We start from the raw sequence: 19,387 nt of genomic DNA on the forward strand, positions 1-19,387 counted from the left end.
TACCCGTCAGCTACCGGCCGAGCAGGCTGAGCTCGCTGATCGCGGTGAAATCGCGGCCGCCGGGATCGGAGACCTCGTCGAGGCGCACCCGCACCGTCGTCGTCTCGACCGGTGACTCGAGCGTGAACGCCTGCGGCTCGACCGTCTCCTCCAGCTCGAAGGAGGCCTCGGTGCCGTCGTCGAAGATCCAGGTGGCGGCCAGTACGCGGCGGTTCTGGCCGTAGCGGCGGTCGCCGCTGTCGTCGTCGACCTTCGCGTAGCCGTTGACGATGCCGACCTCGGTGACAGTCCGCGTCTCCGGCAGCGTGAGAACGATCTCCTCGCCCTCGGCGTCGCCCTCGACCCGCCAGGCCGTGCTCGGGTCGCCGTCGACGAGATGGCCGGCGGTGTAGCTGACATCCTCGCCGGCGCTGTCCTTGCCGTCGGGTGCGGTGCCGGGCACCTCGACCTCGGCCTGCGCGGCGACCTCGCCCGCGGCCGCCGTCTCGTCGTCGCCGGCGTCCGCCGGGTCCTGCGTGATCAGGGCCACCGCGATCATCACGACGACGATCAGCGCCGCCGCCGCGGCGATGACGAGGACGGTGCGCGACACCCGTTCCCGGTCGGGCGCCGGTGGCGGCGGCGGTGGCGGCATCGGCGGTGCGAGCAGGGCCACCGGGGTCACCGCCGTGGGCGGCGGCGGGGGAGGCGGGAGCGTCGTCGCCGCCGGTGGCGGTGCCGGTTCCGGCGTCGTCCCGATCGGGGCGCGGCACCGGGCACACTCCAGAGCCAACTCTGAGACGCGGTTCCCACACGAGCCGCAGACGGCCGTCACGCTGACCTCCTCATCGCTGCGCGGAGACGCTACGCGACGCCGGCGCCCGCAGTCGAGCCGCGTCTCGCCGATGAGTTCTGGCCGTCGCGCCGGTCCAACCGACACGAGCACGTGACGAGAGGACTGACATGAGCACGCTGACGGTGGACATCTTCGTCTCTGCCGACGGGTTCGCCCGCGGGGAGACGTCACCGGGATACTTCGGCTATATGGGCCCTGACCTGGACGAATGGATCATGTCGGAGGCGGCGGCGCCGCAGCTGGTCGTGCTGGGCCGGGTGACGTACGAGGCGCTGGCGCAGATCCCGGCCGAGGCGCGCGACGACGGCTGGCAGCAGTGGACCGAGCTGGAGAAGGTCGTGTTCACCCGAACACTGACGCAGACCGACTGGCCGAACACCCGGCTCTGCCACGACCTCGAGGCCGACATCCGGAAGCTGAAGGACGGCGACGTCCCGCTGCGCACCATGGGCAGCGTCTCGCTGGCCCGGCAGCTGATCGACGCCGGACTGGTCGACCGGCTGCGGCTGATGACGTTCCCGCTGATCGTGGGCGAGTCCGGCCGGGACCCGTTCTTCGCCGACCTCGCCGCGACGGAGCTGGAGCTGGCGGGCAGCCGGGTCCTGGACGGGCGCATCGTGCTCACCGAGTACCGGCCGACCGGGACGGACATTCCGCGCGGCTGAGGCTGTTAGCCTCGGCCGGTGGCCGATCGCGTCCCCGAGCCGGCTGACGGCGACGAACGCGGCATCCTGTTGGGCTGGCTGGCGTTCCACCGCGACGCGTTCCGGGCGAACTGCGCCGGGCTCGATGCGGAGCAGCTTGCCGCCCGCACGGTGCCGCCGTCGTCGCTGTCGCTCGTCGGCGTGATGCGCCATCTGACCGAGATGGAGTGGGCCTACGCGGGCTGGGCGCTCGGCCCGCCCGGGCCGTGGCGCGGCGTCTGGGGCGAGTACGCCGACGACGGCCCGGAGTGGGACTTCGACGTCGACGCCGCCGCAGTCGACGAGTCGCTGGCCGCGTGGGCCCGAGAGCGGACGCTGGCCGACGAACGCATCGCGGCGCACGCCACGCTGGACTCCGTCGGCGCCGGCAACGGCCGCAGCCTGCGCTGGAACCTGCAGAAGCTGATCGGCGAGTATGCCCGGCACAACGGCCACGCCGACCTCATCCGCGAGCGCATCGACGGCTGGACCGGCGAATAGCCGGTCTTGCCGCCCATCCGCGGCGGCACCGGCTCGGCTACCGTCGCCGTGTGCACCAGACAGGCAGCGGCGGCGCGCCAGCGTTCGTCGGCCGCGCAAGCGAGCGGTCCCGGCTGGGGCGCGTGCTGGCCGGCGCCAAGGACGGGCACGGGCACGCGCTCGTCCTGCGCGGCGAGGCCGGCATCGGGAAGACGGCGCTGCTCGACCACGCGGCGGCGATCGCCGGCGGGTTCCGGGTGCTGCGGGTGTCCGGGGTGGAGTCCGAGGCCGAGATCCCGTTCGCCGCGCTGCAGCTGCTGCTCACGCCGTTCGCCGATCGCGTCGGCGGCCTCCCCGCGCCGCACGCCCGCGCGCTGGGGGCCGCGTTCGGCACGGTCGCCGCGCCGACCGAGCCGCTCATGGTGGGCGCGGCGACGCTGCTGCTGCTGTCCGAGCTGGCCGACGAGGCGCCCCTGCTGTGCCTGCTCGACGACGCGCACTGGTTCGACCGGTCGTCCGCCGCCGCGTTGCTGTTCGCGGCCCGCCGGCTGCACGCCGACCCGGTCGTCGCGATCCTCACCGCTCGCGACGGCGACCGTCCGTTCCACGCCGACGGCATCGAGAGCCTGACGCTGCCCCGGTTCGACGACGAGAGCGCGGCCCGGCTGCTGGCGGGCCTGCGCGCGCTGCCGCACGACGTCGCCGACCGGGTGATCCGGGAGTCCGGCGGGAACCCGCTGGCCATCGTCGAGCTGGCCGCGGACCGGCCCGGCGGCGTCCTGCCGGCGCCGGTCGCGCCGCTGCCCGCGGCCGGCCGGCTGGAGGAGCACTTCCGTGGGCTCCTGCTCGCGCTGCCCGAGCGCACCCGGTGGGCGCTGCTGCTGGCCGCCGCGGACGACCGATCCGAGCTGACGGTGTTCACGGCGGCCGCGCAGCTGCTCGGCTTGGGCGTCGCCGATCTGGAGCCGGCCGAGCTGCTACGGATCGTGCGGGTCACGGCCGGCGCGCTGGAGTTCCGGCACCCGTTGGTCCGCGCCGCCGCCTACCAGGACGTCCCGCTCGGCCGCCGGCTGGCCGCGCACCGTGCACTGGCGACCGTGCTCGACGCCCGCGACGCCGACCGTCGCGCCTGGCATCTCGCCGCGGCGGCCGCCGGCACCGACGAGACCGCCGCGGCCGCGCTGGACGGCGCTGCCGAACGCGCCATGGCCAGGGGCGCGCCCGCGGCCGCGTCCCGGGCGTGGGAGCGCGCCGCCGCGCTGAGCACCGACGGCCCGGACGGCCCCGGCCGGCTGGCCGGTGCGGCGCGCGCCGCCTACGACGCCGGCGAGCTGGGCCGGGCCGAGGCGCTGGCCACGGCGGCCGACGTGCCGGGGATGCCGGTCGGTCAGGCCGTCGAGGCGGCCTGGGTGCGGGCCCAGGTGGCGTACGAGCGCGACTCGCCGGCGCGCGCCTGCGTGCTCGCTCTCGAGGCGGCCGCGCCGATCCTCACGACCGACCCGGACCGCGCGACCGCGGTGCTGACCGAGGCCACGTGGTGCGCCCGCGACGCCGCCGACCCTGCCCTGCTGGCCCGCTGCGCCGACCTGGCACGCGACCTCCCTCCGGGCCGCGACGAGGTGCGCGACGGCATCGTCGGCATCACCTTGCTGCTGCGCGGCGACGCCACCGTGACGGCCGAGCCGCTGCGGGGGCTGCTGCTGTCGACCAGCGACGGCCGGATCGGCGGCACGGTCGAACGGCTGCTCGGCGGCCTGGCCGGCCTGCTGATCGGCGCCGACGACGCCGCGCTGGACCTGCTGGCGGCGCAGGCGGCGGCGCTGCGCGGCGACGGCGCGATCGGCTGGTTGCCGTACGCGCTGGAGCCGCTGGCGCTGGCTCACCTGGTGTCCGGGCGGCTGCGCGACGCCGAGGTGACCGTGACGGAGGCGGCCGACCTCGCGAGCGAACTGGGCCAGCATCTGGAGGTCACCGTCCTGACGTCGATCGCGGCCTGGCTGGCCGCCGTCCGGGGCGACCCCGAGGCCGGGCGGCAAGCGGAGGCCGTTCGCAACGCCAGCCGCGGGCACCGCATGGCCGTCGCGATGGCCGCCTGGGCACAGGGCGTCGCCGCCCTCGCCCGGGCCGAGCCCGTGGCCGCGCTCGACCGGCTCGAGCAGGCCTGCGCCGGACCGGCCCGGTTCGACGTGACCGTCCGTGCGATCCCGGACCACGTCGAGGCCGCGGTCCGGGCCGGGGACCACGATCGCGCCGTCGTCTGGGCACCCGACCTGGAGCGGTGGGCGGCGCGGACGGCGAGCCCGGCGGCGACGGCGCTCGCGTTGCGCTGCGCGGCCCTGCTCGACGACGGCCCGGCGGCGGCCGAGCGGTTCGAGGCGTCGCTGAGTGCCGGCGGCGGACCGTACGACGAGGCCCGCACCCGGCTGGTCTACGGCGAGTGGCTGCGCCGCCGCCGCCGCCGCCCGTCCGCCGCGCGCGAGCAGCTGACACACGCGCTGGAGACGTTCGACCGCATCGCCGCCCACGCCTGGAAGCCGCGCGTGCGGGCGGAGCTGCACGCGCTGGGCGGCCCGGAGCCCGAGCGGCGGCCGGAGCCGCGCCCCGCCGGCCGGCTGACCCCGCAGGAGCTGCAGGTGGTCCGGCTGGCCGCGCGGGGGATGACCAACCGGGAGATCGCCGGCCAGCTGTTCCTCAGCCCGCGCACCGTCGGCCACCATCTCTACAAGGCGTACCCGAAACTGGGCGTGGGCCGCCGCGCGGAGCTCAGCCGGCTCGATCTCTAGGCGTGTCCGGCGGATCTTCGGCCCGCTACCGGCGACCGGACTCACTCAGCCAGAGGGCCGCCGTCCGTAGGTGACCCGGCGAACCAGCAGCTCGAACGGGCCGCGCCGGCCGGTCCGGCGCATCCGGTCCGCCACGGCGACGGTGGCCGCCCAGGTCGCGGTGGCCAGCAGCGCGGTGCCGGCGACGGTGAGCGTGCCGGAGAGGTCGAGCAGGAACGGCGTGAACGCCGCCGCCCACACCACCGACTGGAGCAGGTAGCAGGTCATCGAGCGCTGGCCGGTGGCCCGGATCGCCTCGGTGATCCGGCCGGTCCGCCCGGTGAGCCGGGCCGCGACCAGCGTGATCAGCGCCGCGTACCCGAATCCGCCGAGCACGCCGGACCAGTCGTGCAGCGGCCCGATCAGCTCCAGCGCCGCCGCACCCGGCACGTCGGTGACACCGGCCAGCATGAGCGCCGCCGGCTGGGCGCCGAGCACGGCGACGGCGATGCCCGCGACCGCCGTGACGGTGAGCAGCCGCCGGTACCGGTCGGGCAATTCGGGGACCCGCGCCCGTCCGGCCAGCAGCCCGACGAGGAACGGACAGGCGAAGCCGAGCGGTCCGAGCAGCATGATGATCGGCTGCACCGTGATGCGCTCGGAGAACATGCTCAGCAGGTCCGGTGGCAGCATCGACGCGTCCGGCGGGTCGGTGGAGACGGACCCGGAGTCGGCCGACGGCGCGAGTCCCAGCGCGAAGAACACGGCGGCCATCAGCACCAACCAGCGGGCCCGCCAGCGCACCGTCCAGGCGCCGAGCAGCAGTAGCACGCCGTAGGCGGCGAGGATGTCGCCGACGTACAGCAGCATGGCGTGCAGGAAACCGACCACGATCAGGACCAGGCTGCGCCGCCACAGCAACCGCCGCACGCCGCGCGGGCCGAGCGCCTCGTTGCGCCTGACGATGTGCGCGACGCCATAGCCGAACAGCAGCCCGAACATCGGGAACGCCCGGCCGTCGACGAACGTCGCGATCAGCCAGGTGACGGCGGAGTCCAGCCACGACCCGTTCATCGGGAACCCGCCGCGCACGGTGTCGCCGCGCAGGAAGTAGTGCGAGTTGGCGAGCGCGATGAACAGCAGCATGAAGCCGCGCGCGAGATCGGGGCCGAGCGCCCGCTCGGCGGGAGCGGTGGGTCCGGCGGGCCGGGCTCGCGCAGTCGTGGCCATGCCGACGAGCCTCGCGGTCGCCGGGCGGGTGGCGCATCGGACCAAAGTCGGCCGCGCCGCGACCATCGGCTATCCGGCGGCGCCGCCGGCCGGGGGTGCGCTGCGGAGGTCACCGCGCAGGATCGCCTCGACGTCGTCCAGGCCGGCCAGGGCCGGCGCGAGCTCGTCGCGCTCCGCCGCGGTGAGAGGCAGCGCCCGGGCCCGGGCCACGGCTGCGGCGGCACCGCCGGGGTCCTCGGTTCGGACGGCGAGCTCGGCGCGGTAGGCCAGCGCCTCGACCAGTTCGCTCGTCGTCGCGGCGTCCTCGTACCGTTCCAGGCCCGCGTCGAGGATCTCGGCCGCCCGCACGTGCTCGCCGTGCGAGTCGCCCATCACGACCGCGCTGCGCAGCGTGCGGGTGAGCCGGCTGGATCCGGCGTCCTCGTCGTCCGGCGGGGGCGTGGCGGCCATGATCCTGATCCAGTTGCCGCCCGGGTCGACGACGGAGAACCCGGACCGGCCCTCGGCGTTCTTGCGCTTGCGCGGCCGGGTCATGCGCGGGATGCCGGACACCAGGATCCTGCCGTGTGCCCGGCGCATCGCGGCGGCGAAGGCCTCGAACAGCGCCGTGGTGTCTGGCACGAGGACCACGCAGGTGCCGTAGGAGTCCTCCGGCACGAAATCGGGCATCCCGAAGAACTGCAGCTGGAGGTCGTCGCGTTGCAGCCCGATGCAGGGGTTCGGCCGGGTCTGGTAGTAGGTCCGGGTGAAGCCGAGCATGGTGTAGAACGCGTCGATCTCGTCGATGGACCGGCACGGCAGCACCGGCACTGTGATCTCGTTGGCCACGGGCTCTCCTCAGGGTTCCACCGGCGGGGCGGGCGCCTCGCCGGCCATGGTGAAGGCGCCGTCCTCGAGACGGCGGATGAGGCGGCCGGTCCAGCGAGCGCCGGTGTCGGCGGTGGTCAGCCACAACCCCAGCACCTCGCCGACCGGGCCCCAGCTGTCGAGGTCGGTCCCCGGCGGCAGATGATCGGTGACGCTCGCGCGCCACTGCTTCATGGCGGCGGCGCGCTCGCGGAGCAGCCGCAGCGCCTCGTCGCGGGGCAGATCCTCGATCAGGCCGACGGCCGCGGCGAGCACGTCCATGGCGGGATCGGGCGCGGCGAGCGCCCGGCCCAGCAGCGTGAGGTACTCACGCTCGCCCTCGTCGGTCAGTTCGTACTCGACGCGCGGCGGACCGCCGGCGGCCGAGGCGACGGTCTCGTGCACCGTCAGCAGGCCGTGCCGGGACATGCTCTTGAGCGCGTGGTAGATCGAGCCCGAGGTGGCGGTCGACCACTCGTGAGCGCCCCAGGCCTCCAGGTCGGTGCGGACCTGGTAGCCGTGGGCGCGGCCGCGCCGGCGCAGCGCGCCCAGGACCAGGAGTCGCAGCGACGTCATCGGGTGCCTCCGGATCGGCCAGCTAACCAAATTTGGCTAGTGAGTTCACACTACCCTCCCGAGACGGAGGGTGCCAACGGGGACCGGTATTACTATCGGTGTCATGGTCCGAGTCCCGTTGACGATCTCCGAGCACGAACGCGGCGAGCGGCTGGGCCGGGCGCTGCGCACCGCGCGGGCCGGGCGCAGCATCGTCGACGTCGCCACCCAGGCGGCCATCTCGCCCGAGACGCTGCGCAAGATCGAGCGCGGCCGCATCCCCACGCCGGCCTTCTTCACCGTCGTGGCGGTCGCCGACGTCCTCGGCCTGTCCCTCGACGACCTGCTCGCCGGGCTGGCCGCCGACGACGCCGCCGAAATGGCTACGCTTGGCCGGTGACCCCCGAACAGCTCTCCGCCGCGGTACGTGACGTCCTCACCGCCGCCGTCGACGCAGGTGACCTCGCCCTGCCCGACGGCGTGCCGGCCCAGGTGACCGTCGAGCGACCGCGCAACCGCGACCACGGCGACTACGCCACGAACGTCGCGCTCCAGCTGGCGAAGAAGGCGGGCACCAACCCCCGGGCGCTGGCCGAGCTGCTGGCCGCCCGCCTGCGCGAGGCCGACGGCGTCGACGCGGTCGACATCGCCGGGCCGGGCTTCCTCAACATCACCGTCTCCGCCGCCGCGCAGGGCGAGCTGGCCCGCGTCGTCGTCGAGGCGGGCGAGGCCTATGGCCGCGGCGACGCGCTGGCCGGCACCACCATGAACGTCGAGTTCATCTCGGCCAACCCCACCGGCCCGCTGCACCTCGGCCACGTCCGCTGGGCCGCCGTGGGCGACGCCCTGGCCCGGGTGCTCGAAGCCGCCGGCGCCGCCGTCACCCGCGAGTTCTACATCAACGACCGCGGCGCCCAGATGGACAAGTTCGGCGCGTCGATCATGGCCCGGGCGCACGGCGAGCCGGTCCCCGAGGACGGCTACCACGGCGAGTACGTCGCCGACCTCGCCAAGGCTGTCGTCGACGCCGTCCCCGGCCTGCTCGACCGCCCCCGCGACGAGCAGCTGGTGGTCTTCCGCGAAGAGGGCTACCGCCTCCAGCTGGCCGAGCAGCAGGCCCAGCTCGACGCCTTCCGCACCCACTTCGACGTCTGGTACTCCGAGCGCAGCCTGCACGAGAACGGCCGCGTCGAGCACGCGCTCGACGTCCTGCGCCAGCAGGGTCACCTGTTCGACGCCGACGGCGCGCTGTGGATGCGCACCACCGACTTCGGCGACGACAAAGACCGCGTCCTGCGCCGCGGCAACGGCGAGTACACCTACTTCGCCGCCGACGCCGCCTACTACGTCGACAAGCGCGAGCGCGGCTTCGACGTCTGTGTCTACCTGCTGGGTGCCGACCACCACGGCTACATCGGCCGGCTCAAGGCGCTGGCGGCGTGCGCGGGCGACGACCCCGAGAAGAACATCGAGATCCCGATCGGCCAGCTGGTCAAGATCGTGCAGGACGGCCAGGAGCTGCGGCTGTCCAAGCGGGCCGGCACCATGCTGACGCTCGGCCAGGTCGTCGAGGCAGCCGGCGTCGACGCGCTGCGGTACTCGCTGTGCCGCTACCCGGCCGACTCCCCGCTGACCCTCGACGTCGCGCAGATCACCAAGCACGCGCCGGACAACCCGGTCTACTACGTGCAGTACGCGCACTCGCGGCTGGCCTCGCTCCAGCGCAACGCCGCCGAACTCGGCATCGACAAGGGTGAGCTGCACCCCGAGCTGCTCGACCACGAGCGCGAGTCGCTGCTGCTCGGCGCGCTGGCCGAGTTCCCGCGTCTGGTGGCGACGGCGGCCGAGCTGCGCGAGCCGCACCGCGTGGCCCGGTACCTCGAGGACACCGCGTCGGCGTTCCACAAGTTCTACGATGCCTGCCGCATCCTCCCGATCGGCGACGAAGAGACCACCGACCTGCACCGTGCCCGGCTCTGGCTGGTCGAGGCCACCAAGGTGGTGCTCGCCAACGGCCTCGGCCTGCTCGGCGTCGACGCACCGGATCGGATGTAACCATGCGCGCACACGAAGCCGGCGCCCTGCACGCGGAGGCCGGCCACCGCGGCCCGTCCTGGCTGCGCGAGCCCGACGATGTCAACGCCCTCTTCCCGGGCCTGTGGGCCGACGGCGTCGCCCGCGACGACGACGGCGTGCTGCGGGTCGGCGGCGTGTCGGTGAAGGAGCTGGCCACCGAGTTCGGCACCCCGCTCTACGTCGTCGACGAGGACGACTTCCGCGCCCGCGCGCGGGCGTTCCGGTCGGCGTTCGGCGACGCGGACGTCTACTACGCGGGGAAGGCGTTCCTCTCCGTCGCGACCGCCCGCTGGGTGGCCGAGGAGGGCTTGAACCTCGACGTCTGCTCCGGCGGCGAGCTGGCCGTGGCACTGCGGGCCGGGTTCCCGGCCGAGCGCATCGGCCTGCACGGCAACAACAAGTCGGTGGCCGAGCTGGTTCGCGCCCTCGACGCCGGCGTCGGGCGGATCATCGTCGACTCCTTCGAGGAGATCGACCGGCTGGCCACGCTGGCCGCCGCGCGCGACGTGCGGGCGTCCGTCCTCGTCCGCACCAAGGTCGGCGTCGAGGCGCACACGCACGAGTACATCGCCACCGCCCACGAGGACCAGAAGTTCGGCTTCTCCATCGCCTCCGGCGAGGCGGCCGAGGCGGTGCGGGCGGTGCTGAAGTCGCCGTCGCTGCGGCTGCTCGGGCTGCACTCGCACATCGGGTCGCAGATCTACGACACCGCCGGCTTCGAGGTGGCCGCCCGCCGCGTCCTCGGCCTGCAGGCCGCCGTCCGCGACGAACACCGCGTCGAGCTGCCCGAGCTCGACCTCGGCGGCGGTTTCGGCATCGCCTACACCAGCCAGGACGACCCCCAGACCCCGGCCGTCCTGGCGGCCGGGCTGGCCGAGATCATCGCGCACGAGTGCGCCGGCTACGGCTTGGCCGTCCCCAGGCTGAGCGTCGAGCCGGGCCGCTCCATCGCCGGCCCGTCGACCTTCACCCTCTACGAGGTCGGCACCGTCAAGTCCGTCCCGCTCGACGGCGGGGCGTCGCGCCGGTACGTGGCCGTCGACGGCGGCATGAGCGACAACATCCGCACCGCCCTCTACGACGCCGACTACTCGTGCACGCTGGCCTCGCGCGCCTCGTCGGCCACGCCCGTGCTGTCGCGAGTGGTCGGTAAGCACTGCGAGAGCGGCGACATCGTGGTCAAGGACGAGTTCCTCCCCGACGACGTCGCCGCGGGCGACCTCGTCGCCGTGCCCGGCACGGGCGCCTACTGCCGCAGCATGGCCAGCAACTACAACCACCAGCCTCGTGCCGCGGTGGTCGCCGTCAGCGCCGGCGACGCCCGGCTCATCATGCGCCGCGAGACCGAGGACGACCTGCTGGCCCTCGACGTCGGCTGAGCCGCGGCGCGGAACCGGGTGAGCCCAAACGCGCCGCGACCCGCCGCCACCGGGGTCGTCGGTGTAGCAGCACCTCACCCGGCGCAAAATCGAGCGTAACTCGGGGGTTGACCGCTTGTCGATACGCGCCGACCATATGGGCACAACTCAATAACTGGAGTCCCGACCGGGACAGCCAGCACGTTTGGCTCCCGGTCGGCCGTAGCAGCGGTTCATCCCCGGGCGCCCTGTCAGAAGGGTAGAACTCGGGTGAATGACCGCTCTCGGACGCAACGCGCACCAGCCCGCCTGCGCAGGTGGTTGGTGAGCCCGCCAGGGCAGTATCAGGTCGCCGGTCTGGCACTCGGCCTGGTGTTGTGCTTCGCGGTATCGCTCGCCCTGGGGGTGAGCGGATAGCCGACTCCTCGATCACGGAGACCATCGCCGCCTCGTGCCGCCCTGACCAGGTGGCCGGCGAGTCCTCCGCGATCGCACCCGGCCCAGCCCTCGCTGGGCCGACGTGCGCCGGGGCACTTCAAGATCATCGGCGCAAGCACGTGCAGCAAGCAGTTCAGCGAGTAGGCCGCGTCGAACGACTCCCGCGGCAGGTCCGGCGCCGATCTCCAGCAGCGTTCGCGCCCGTCCGCCCGCGGCCGGTCGAGGAACGCGGCCCGTTCGGCCAGCTTCCTCCCGGTCTTGGGGGTCGCCTCACGCACCTCCACACCGCCGGAGTAGGCGGCACGCAGATCGTCGGCGACGTCGTCGAAGCGAGGGTTCATGCCACCGATCCGCTCGCACTCGTCCGGGTAGCCTGGCGCCGTGGCCGACGACGACCTCGCCTGGCGGCTGGCGCACGTGCGCTGGATCGGAGGCGGCACCGGCGCGGGGAAGAGCACCGTCACCCGGGTGCTGGCCGACGCGCACGACGCGCGGGTCTACGACGGTGACCGCGCCGAGCAGGCCTGGCTGGAGCGCGCCACCGAGCACGAGCATCCGCGGTTCCACGCGATGATCCACGCTGGGCCGGCCGGTGCGTGGTGGGCCGGCCGCAGCGCCGCCGAGCTGTTCGACGCGATGGCGAGCAGGCACGGCGAGACGATCGGGTTCGTGACGCAGGACCTGCTGGCGCTGCCCGCGGACCGGCCCGTCCTCGTCGATTGGTTCGGCAACCTGCCGCGTGAGGTCGCACCACTGCTGCTGGAACCCTGGCAGGCGGTGTTCATGCTGCCCACAGCCGGTTTTCGCCGTCGCATGCTCACCGCGCGGTATGCCGACCCAGAGCGCGCCCGCGCGAACTGGGGCGACCACGACCCAGCCGCGATGCTGGCCAAGCGGCTGGCCCGGGACGCGCTGTGGGACGCCGAGGTGCGGGCGCAGGCGGCGGCCACCGGTCTGCGGGTCGTCGAGGTGGACGGCACCCGGGACGCCGCCGCGATCGCCACGGACCTGGCCGCGCGCTTCCGGCTCGCGCCGCGCGCTGTCCGCCCAGGGCGTACACGGGAGTAGCGTGACGACCAGCCGGCGTTCACCCTGCATCTTCGAGGTCAGGAGGTGCGCCGTGGCCGACGAGCTCGACGCGTATTCGCAGGTGGTCACCGGAGTGGCCCGCACACTGCTGCCGTCCGTCGCGAGTCTGGCGGTGCAGGGGGAACGGCGCGGCCGCACCGGCATCGTCGGCACCGGGTCGGCGGTGGTCTTCACCGGCGACGGGTTCCTGCTGACGAACGCGCACGTCGTGGGCGTGTCGACGCGTGGAACGGCGGCGTTCGCCGACGGCACCGAGGTCGGCTACACCGTCATCGGCCGCGACCGGCTGTCCGACCTCGCCGTCGTCCGTGCCGACGGCGAGACCCCGCCGCCGGCGACCCTGGGCGACGCCGACGAGCTCACCGTCGGGCAGCTGGTGGTCGCCGTCGGCAGCCCGCTGGGGCTGTCCGGGTCGGTGACGGCGGGCGTGGTCAGCGCGCTGGGCCGGTCGATGCCGGCGCAGAGCGGCCGCACCGTCCGCATCATCGAGGACGTCATCCAGACCGATGCCGCGCTGAACCCGGGCAACTCCGGCGGCGCGCTGGCCGACGCGAACGCGCGGGTCGTCGGCATCAACACGGCGGTCGCCGGGGTGGGCCTCGGTCTCGCCGTGCCGATCAACGCGACCACGAACCGCATCGTCACCACCCTGCTGCGCGACGGCCGGGTGCGCCGGGCGTTCCTCGGGGTCGCGACCTCGCCCGCCCCGGTGCCGCCGGCGCTGGCCGAGCGCATCGGCCGCGACAAGGGCGTCCGCATCGTCCACGTCGAGCCGGGCAGCCCGGCTGAGGTGGCCGGCCTGCGCACCGGCGACCTCGTCGTGACGGTGGGCGGCGAGGCGGTCGACGACGCGCAGGCGCTGCAGCGGCGCATGTTCGCCGATGCCATCGACGTGCCCCTGCCGATCACCACGTTCCGCAACGGCGCCATGGTCGACGTCATCGCGCGGCCGGTGGAGCTCGCCGACCAGTCGTGACAACTGTCATGCCCAGGACCGGACGGCGGTGACCTCCGCCGGGGCCGGCGCCGCCGGACCCTGGAGGCATGACCGAAACCCCCGCTCCGCACGCGGTCCGGCTGACCGGGCTGCGCAAGTCCTACGGCGCGACGGTCGCCGTCGACGGCGTCGACCTGGAGATCGCGCCCGGCGAGATCGTCGCCCTGCTCGGCCCGAACGGCGCCGGGAAGTCCACGACCGTCGACCTGATCCTCGGCCTGAGCCGCCCCGACGCCGGTGCCGTCGCCGTCTTCGGCCGCACGCCGCGCGAGGCCGTCGACGCCGGCCTGGTCGGCGCCATGCTCCAGGACGGCGCGATGCTCGAGGACGCCACTGTCGGTGAGTTGGTCGCGCTGTTCGCGTCCGTGCACCGGCACCCGCTGCCGGTCGCCGAGGTGCTCGAGCGGGCCGGCATCGCCGACCTGGCCGGCCGCCGTGCCACCGAACTGTCCGGCGGCCAGACCCAGCGGATCAGGTTCGCGCTCGCGCTCGTCCCGGATCCGGACCTCGTGGTCCTCGACGAGCCGACCGTCGCGATGGACGTCGCCACCCGGCGCGAGTTCTGGGCCGCCATGCGCCGCTTCGTCGCCGCCGGCCGCACCGTGCTCTTCGCGACGCACTACCTCGACGAGGCCGACGGGTTCGCCGACCGCGTCGTCCTGCTGCGTGACGGGCACATCGTCGCCGACGGCACGCCACGGCACGTCAAGTCGATCGTCGCCGTGCGCACTGTCCGGGCCACCGTGCCGGACCTGTCCGCGGCCGCGCTGACCGGCCTGTTCGGCACCGACGGCCTCATCGTCGACGGCGCCGACGTGCGGATCCGGACCGCCGACGGCGACGGCGTCCTGCGCACGCTGCTCGCCCACTCGCCCGCGGCGCACGACATCGAGGTGACCGGCGCCGACCTGGAGGAGGCGTTCCTGTCGCTCACGACCCGGACCGGAGGAACCGCCCGATGAACGCCACCTACACGATCCTCGAGGTGCGCCGGCTGCTGCGCGACCGCGCGGCGCTCGTCCTCACCGCCGGCCTGCCCACCGGCTTGTTCCTGCTGTACAACGCGATGTGGGGCGACGACACCGGCGCCACGACGTCGCTGATGGTGATGATGGGCGTCTTCGCGGGGCTGGCCGCCACGATCTCCGCCGGCGGCCGGGTCTCGCTGGAACGGCACGCCGGCTGGACCCGCCAGCTGCGGCTGTCGCCGTTGCGCCCGCTGTCGTACGCGCTGAGCAAGAGCGTCGTCGCGCTGGTGCTCGGCATGCTGGCCGTGACGCTCGTGTTCGTCGTCGGGCTGGCCGTGCAGGGCGGCGGGGCCGACCTGCCGGCGATGGTCGAGTCGTTGCTGCTGCTGTGGCTCGGCAGCATCCCGTTCGCGCTGATCGGCGTGCTGCTCGGGCAGGTCGGGTCGGCGAACGCGGCACAGCCGCGCGGCATGGTCGTGCTGCTGGGCAGCGCCTTCCTCGGCGGCGTGTTCGTGCCGATCGACCAGCTGCCGCGCGGCATGGAGTCGGTCGCGCAGTGGTACCCGTCGTACTGGCTCAACGCGCTCGCGCAGGCGCCGTTCGGCGAGTCCGTCGACGTCGTGCGGGCGGCGGTCACGCTCGCGGCGTGGACGCTGCTGCTGGCCGGGCTGGTCCGCTGGCGCTACGGCCGGGCGGAGCGGTGAGCCCGCGCGCTAGTTTGGCGGCGATGACGTCCACACCGGTCTCGCCCGACGCGACCTCGCCGGACTCGGTCCGGCCGGGCCCGGTCCCGGCGGCCTCGCCGTTCGCCCGCGACGGTGAGCGACGGCTGCCGCTGTTCGCCGCCCTGGTGTGGGCCGTCGTCCTCACCCCGACCGCCGCCGGCATCTACCAGCAGCACTACCCCCTGGGCTGGGCGATCCTCGGCTACCTCGCGCTGGCGGCGTTCGTCGCCGCCTTCTACGTCGTGTTCACCCGAGCGGCCGTGGCCAGACGGCGCGGCGACCCGGTGCCGTGCGGGATCGGCCGGTTCGGCTTCGTCGTGCTGTGCGTGCTCGGCGCGCTGGTGGTGGGGTTCGCGGGCGAGAACGGCGTCGTCGTGTGGTTCGTGCTGAGCCAGGCCGCGCTCGTCATCATGCGGCGGCGCGAGGCCTGGAGCACCATCGGCAGCATCTGCGTCGCCGTCGTGCTGGTCCCGTGGACGCTCGGGCTGGAGTGGGAGGTCAACGTCTGGTTCCTCGTCGCGATCCTCGGGTCGTCGTGGGCCACCGACGCGATCTTCCGGCTGCGCGACACCAACCGGCAGCTGCTGCGGGCGCAGGAGCAGATCGCGTCGATGGCGGTCGAGCAGGAGCGGCTGCGCTTCGCCCGCGACCTGCACGACGTCATCGGCCACAGCCTCACCGCCGCCACGGTCAAGGCGCAGCTGGCCCGCCGCATGGTCGGCACCGACGACGACCGCGCCCGGGGCGAGCTGCACGAGGTCGAAGGGCTGCTCCGCGAGGCGCTCAAGGACGTCCGTGGCACCGTGGCCGGCTACCGCGACGTCACGCTCGCGTCTGAGCTGATGCGCGCGGCGACGGTGCTGGAGGCGGCCGGCATCGCCGCGGAGCTGCCCGCCGCCGTCGACCACGTGCCGTCCGAACGGCGGGAGATCTTCGGCTGGGTGCTGCGCGAGGCCGTCACCAACGTGGTGCGGCACAGTCGTGCGCGCCATACCCGGGTCACCGTCACCGCGGGCGCCATCGAGGTCTGGAACGACGGCGCCGACGGGAGGAGGCCGGGGGAGCCGGCGTCGTCCGGGCTGGTCGGGCTGCGCGAACGGGTCGAGGCGGCCGGTGGGACGTTGCAGGCCGGACCCGACGGAACGGGCGGGTGGACCACGGCCGCGATGATGGCGACGTGATCCGACTGCTGCTCGCCGACGACCAGGCGCTGGTCCGCGGCGCGATGGCGGCCTTGCTGTCGCTGGAGCCCGACCTCGAGGTCGTCGCGCAGGTCGAGCGCGGCGACGAGGTCGTCGCGGCCGCGCTCGAGCACCGCCCCGACGTCGCGCTGCTGGACGTGGAGATGCCGGGACTCGACGGCATCGCGGCCACGGCGGTGCTGCGCGAGCAGGTGCCGGCGTGCCGCGTCCTCATCGTGACGACGTTCGGCCGGCCCGGCTATCTGCGTCGCGCCGTCGAGGCCGGGGCCGGCGGCTTCGTCGTGAAGGACAGCCCCGCCGAGCAGCTGGCTGACGCGATCCGCCGCATCCACGCCGGCCTGCGGGTCGTCGACCCTGCCCTGGCGGTCGAGTCGCTGGCCGCCGGTCCGTCGCCGCTCACCCCGCGCGAGGCCGACGTCCTGCGCGCGTCGCGCGACGGCTCCAGCGTCGCCGACGTCGCGGGTCGGCTCTACCTGTCCGAGGGCACGGTGCGGAACTACCTGTCCAGCGCCATCGGCAAGACCGGCACCCGCAACCGGGTCGAGGCCGTTCAGGTGGCCGAGCGCAACGGCTGGCTCTGACTACTCCGCCGCCTCACCCGGCAGCAGCGCGTCGAGCGCGTGGTCCAGTGCCGCCGTCAGCGACTCCGCTGTCATCCACTCCCGCGAGCTCACGGCGTGCAGCGCGAGCCCGTCGACGGTCGCGAGGACGACCTGGGCCTGCACGCGGGCCCGCTCCGGCGTCGCGCGGCCGCCCTCCGCGAGCGCGAACGCCGTCGCGATGGCGTCGGTGACCTCACCGAGGATGACCCCCTGCAACTCGGCCAGCGCCGGCGTGGTCGCGGCGCGGGCGGCGAACGCCACCTGGATACGAACCTCCGCCGCCCGGCGCTCGTCCAGCGGCAGCAGCTCGTGCAGGACGGCGGCCAGGTTGCGGCGGACGTCCGGCCCCAGGGCGGTGGCCGCCACGCGCTCGCGGATGCGGCGGACGACCTCGGTGAAGGCCGCCGTCAGCATGGCGTCCTTGGTGGGGAAGTAGTGCTGGACGGTGCCGATGGCGACGCCGGCGGCGGCGGCGACCTGCCGGACGCTCACCTGGTCGAGGCCGCGCTCGGCCGTGATGTCGAGCAACGCCGCGGTGATGACGTCCTTCGTCGGCCGGGGGGTTGACACCTGCGTCATGCCTGCCATCATACAGTCGTATGAGACCATACGATCGTATGACGATGCCGCGAGGCCTGGCCGTCGGCACGGCCGCCGCGCTCGCGGTGGTGTGGGGTCTGTACGCGCTGGACCCCGGAGCCTGGCCCGGCCTGGCCGGTGCGCTCACGCAGACCGCCCTGTTCCTCACGAACCTCGTGGTGACCGCGAGGAGCCGGCGGGCGAAGATCGCGTTCGTGCGGACGCTGCAGCGATGGCTGATCAACCCGCTGGTCCGCCTGCTGTTCCGGCTCGGGCTCAACCCGCTGGGGCTGGCGATCCTGGAGACCCGCGGCCGGGTGAGCGGCCGGGCACGCCGCACCCCCGTCGGCAACGGCCGGGTCGGCGACGAGTTCTGGATCATCGCCGAGCACGGCCTGCGGGCCGGCTACGTCCGCAACATCCAGCGCGATCCGCGGGTACGCATCCGGCTGCGCGTGGGCTGGCGCTACCGGTGGATCAGCGGCGTCGCCGAGCTCCGGCCCGACGACGACGCGCTGGCGCGGCAGCGCTCGATCGTCCGCTGGCACCCGCTGCGGATGCTCAACGCGATGAACGTTCGCGTGCTCGGCGCGGACCTGCTCACGGTGCGGGTCCGGCTGCTGCCCGACGGCGCGCCGATCGGTGCTGGGGACGCCGATGATCACCAACGATCGCGTCCATCACCAGGCGTGCTCCCGCTCGACCAGGCATGCGGGCCCGGTGCTGCGCCAGAACGCCTCGTGATGCGCAGCGAGCGCCATGGGGACCGGACCTTGGCTGCCAGCGGGCCGGAATGACGGTGGACCGGGACCGCGGTCCGGCGGCGGGCGTCCGTTCCGGCGCGTGCCCGGGGGTGGTTCGGGTGCCTTGTGGTCCGGTCGGCTCGGCTGAGTCCGCCGTCCGCCGGGGTGCGGGGGTTCGATGGAGTTGCGACGGTTGGTCGTCCCCCTGTTGCCGATTGTCTGAGTCGCGAGGGTGCGCCTCAAGCGGACTGTTGGGCGCTTCGCGCCGGCGATGGCCGCTTGACCCGCACCCTCGCGGTCTCAGTGCGGGCAGCTATCAGGGGGACGGGGGAGTGCGGGCACGGTCCGCTCTGGTGTGCACCGTCGCCCCGGGGTTGGCGACCGACCGTTTGCCGTGGTGCGCCGTTCGCCGTGGCGTGACGCTGCTTTCGCAACCGTTGCCCCGGGGTGGTGGGCGTTTGCCGTGGTGTGCCGTTCGCCGTGGTGCGACGCTGCTTTCGCGACCGTTGCCCCTGGGCGGTGGGCGTTTGCCGTGGTGCGCCGTTCGCTGTGGCGTGACGCTGCTTTCGCGACCGTCGCGAGGGTGTGGTCGCCGGTTCGTCGCTGGATCGTGATCGGGGCCGTCATGGCACGTGTGGTGTCCACTGGGTGAGATTTGCCGGTGATCTGAGGTCCCTGCCTAGGCGTGTGTTTGCTCTGCGAGGCATGCATGCCTGGTGGAGGGGGAGAACGCCTGGTGAGGTACCGGATCGTTGATGATCATCGTTGTCCATATCCCCACAATCTGGACGAAGCGGGCACTGAGTGCACGGCCGACGGGTGGCGTAGGTCGCGGTCACCGGAATCCGGGCCACGGTCACCGGTATCCGGGCCACGGTCACCGGTATCCGGGCCACGGCCGGCGACGGCAGCGATCGGTCGCCGTCCTGGGTGATGGTGAGGTCCGTGCGCGAGGTTGCTGAGGCAGAGGCACGGCGAACGGGAGGCATGGGTCACCGTCGCGGCTGGATGCCGGGGCCACGCTCGCGGAGTTCGAGGCAGGGTCAACGGGAGGCATGGGTCACCGTCGCGGCTGGATGCCGGGGCCACGCTTGCGGAGTTCGAGGCACGGCGAACGGGAGGCATGGGTCACCGTCGCGGCTGGATGCCGGGACCACGCCTGCGGAGCCCGAGGCGTGTCCAGACTCGCCCCGTCCCCCTGATAGCTGCCAGTTCGTCG

General features: G+C 73.8%; 18 protein-coding genes. 13 read left to right on the plus strand and 5 right to left on the minus strand.

All coding sequences use genetic code 11. From position 1 onward, the window contains the following. Positions 1 to 10 precede the first annotated feature (10 nt). Entirely contained in the window at positions 11 to 655 is a 645-nt protein-coding gene (locus DZA62_RS36630; protein WP_198664525.1) for a discoidin domain-containing protein, read from the minus strand. A 287-nt stretch (positions 656 to 942) separates the two neighbouring features. Between DZA62_RS36630 and DZA62_RS34735 the strand changes: the two genes are divergently transcribed. From DZA62_RS34735 to DZA62_RS34745, 3 genes are read left to right on the plus strand one after another with little or no spacing between them, the layout of a single operon-like run. Then, positions 943 to 1,500 carry a dihydrofolate reductase family protein gene (locus tag DZA62_RS34735; RefSeq protein ID WP_116953562.1) on the plus strand — a complete coding sequence of 186 codons (558 nt, stop codon included), beginning with the start codon at positions 943 to 945 and terminating at the stop codon, positions 1,498 to 1,500. An 18-nt stretch (positions 1,501 to 1,518) separates the two neighbouring features. Continuing rightward, entirely contained in the window at positions 1,519 to 2,019 is a 501-nt protein-coding gene (locus DZA62_RS34740) for a mycothiol transferase (RefSeq protein WP_116953563.1), read from the plus strand. A 50-nt stretch (positions 2,020 to 2,069) separates the two neighbouring features. Beyond that, a complete protein-coding gene (locus tag DZA62_RS34745; protein WP_198664526.1) occupies positions 2,070 to 4,781 on the plus strand; it encodes an AAA family ATPase in 2,712 nt (903 codons plus the stop codon). Positions 4,782 to 4,826: 45 nt separating this feature from the next. On the opposite strand, the gene DZA62_RS34750 is transcribed toward DZA62_RS34745, so the two are convergent. The 3 genes from DZA62_RS34750 to DZA62_RS34760 all read right to left on the minus strand — a co-directional run bounded on the left by DZA62_RS34750 (position 4,827) and on the right by DZA62_RS34760 (position 7,412). Further along, positions 4,827 to 5,990, minus strand: a complete 1,164-nt coding sequence (locus DZA62_RS34750) for a DUF418 domain-containing protein (protein ID WP_116953565.1) — start codon at positions 5,988 to 5,990, stop codon at positions 4,827 to 4,829. 69 nt (positions 5,991 to 6,059) lie between these two features. Next, positions 6,060 to 6,818 (minus strand): VOC family protein, encoded by a 759-nt coding sequence (locus DZA62_RS34755; protein WP_116953566.1) that lies wholly within the window; start codon positions 6,816 to 6,818, stop codon positions 6,060 to 6,062. A gap of 9 nt (positions 6,819 to 6,827) precedes the next feature. Beyond that, complete coding sequence (locus DZA62_RS34760; protein WP_116953567.1) at positions 6,828 to 7,412, minus strand: PadR family transcriptional regulator; 585 nt, start codon at positions 7,410 to 7,412, stop codon at positions 6,828 to 6,830. A gap of 103 nt (positions 7,413 to 7,515) precedes the next feature. Between DZA62_RS34760 and DZA62_RS34765 the strand changes: the two genes are divergently transcribed. From DZA62_RS34765 to DZA62_RS34810, 9 genes are all read left to right on the plus strand, one after another. After that, positions 7,516 to 7,791: a helix-turn-helix domain-containing protein gene (locus tag DZA62_RS34765; RefSeq protein ID WP_116953568.1), complete on the plus strand. Its 276-nt coding sequence runs from the start codon at positions 7,516 to 7,518 to the stop codon at positions 7,789 to 7,791. Beyond that, positions 7,788 to 9,446, plus strand: a complete 1,659-nt coding sequence (gene argS / locus DZA62_RS34770) for an arginine--tRNA ligase (protein WP_116953569.1) — start codon at positions 7,788 to 7,790, stop codon at positions 9,444 to 9,446. Before DZA62_RS34765 ends, argS begins: the two co-directional genes overlap by 4 nt. A 2-nt stretch (positions 9,447 to 9,448) precedes the next feature. Continuing rightward, entirely contained in the window at positions 9,449 to 10,846 is a 1,398-nt protein-coding gene (lysA, locus tag DZA62_RS34775) for a diaminopimelate decarboxylase (RefSeq protein WP_116953570.1), read from the plus strand. Positions 10,847 to 11,644: 798 nt separating this feature from the next. Next, positions 11,645 to 12,331 carry a hypothetical protein gene (locus tag DZA62_RS34785; protein WP_116953572.1) on the plus strand — a complete coding sequence of 229 codons (687 nt, stop codon included), beginning with the start codon at positions 11,645 to 11,647 and terminating at the stop codon, positions 12,329 to 12,331. A 52-nt stretch (positions 12,332 to 12,383) separates the two neighbouring features. Next, positions 12,384 to 13,328, plus strand: coding sequence for a S1C family serine protease (locus tag DZA62_RS34790; RefSeq protein ID WP_116953573.1), 945 nt, complete (start codon positions 12,384 to 12,386; stop codon positions 13,326 to 13,328). Between the two features lie 68 nt (positions 13,329 to 13,396). After that, entirely contained in the window at positions 13,397 to 14,311 is a 915-nt protein-coding gene (locus tag DZA62_RS34795; RefSeq protein ID WP_116953574.1) for an ABC transporter ATP-binding protein, read from the plus strand. Continuing rightward, positions 14,308 to 15,021 (plus strand): ABC transporter permease, encoded by a 714-nt coding sequence (locus DZA62_RS34800; protein WP_116953575.1) that lies wholly within the window; start codon positions 14,308 to 14,310, stop codon positions 15,019 to 15,021. The genes DZA62_RS34795 and DZA62_RS34800 overlap by 4 nt, the downstream gene beginning before the upstream one ends. A gap of 23 nt (positions 15,022 to 15,044) precedes the next feature. Then, positions 15,045 to 16,223 carry a sensor histidine kinase gene (locus DZA62_RS34805; protein WP_198664527.1) on the plus strand — a complete coding sequence of 393 codons (1,179 nt, stop codon included), beginning with the start codon at positions 15,045 to 15,047 and terminating at the stop codon, positions 16,221 to 16,223. Then, entirely contained in the window at positions 16,220 to 16,825 is a 606-nt protein-coding gene (locus tag DZA62_RS34810) for a response regulator transcription factor (RefSeq protein ID WP_116953576.1), read from the plus strand. Before DZA62_RS34805 ends, DZA62_RS34810 begins: the two co-directional genes overlap by 4 nt. On the opposite strand, the gene DZA62_RS34815 is transcribed toward DZA62_RS34810, so the two are convergent. After that, positions 16,826 to 17,425 (minus strand): TetR/AcrR family transcriptional regulator, encoded by a 600-nt coding sequence (locus DZA62_RS34815; protein WP_198664528.1) that lies wholly within the window; start codon positions 17,423 to 17,425, stop codon positions 16,826 to 16,828. It lies immediately after the preceding gene. Between the two features lie 38 nt (positions 17,426 to 17,463). Between DZA62_RS34815 and DZA62_RS34820 the strand changes: the two genes are divergently transcribed. Further along, a complete protein-coding gene (locus DZA62_RS34820) occupies positions 17,464 to 18,222 on the plus strand; it encodes a nitroreductase/quinone reductase family protein (RefSeq protein ID WP_198664529.1) in 759 nt (252 codons plus the stop codon). The last annotated feature ends 1,165 nt before the right edge of the window (positions 18,223 to 19,387 follow it).

This window comes from Jiangella endophytica (assembly GCF_003427025.1).
GTDB lineage: Bacteria > Actinomycetota > Actinomycetes > Jiangellales > Jiangellaceae > Jiangella > Jiangella endophytica.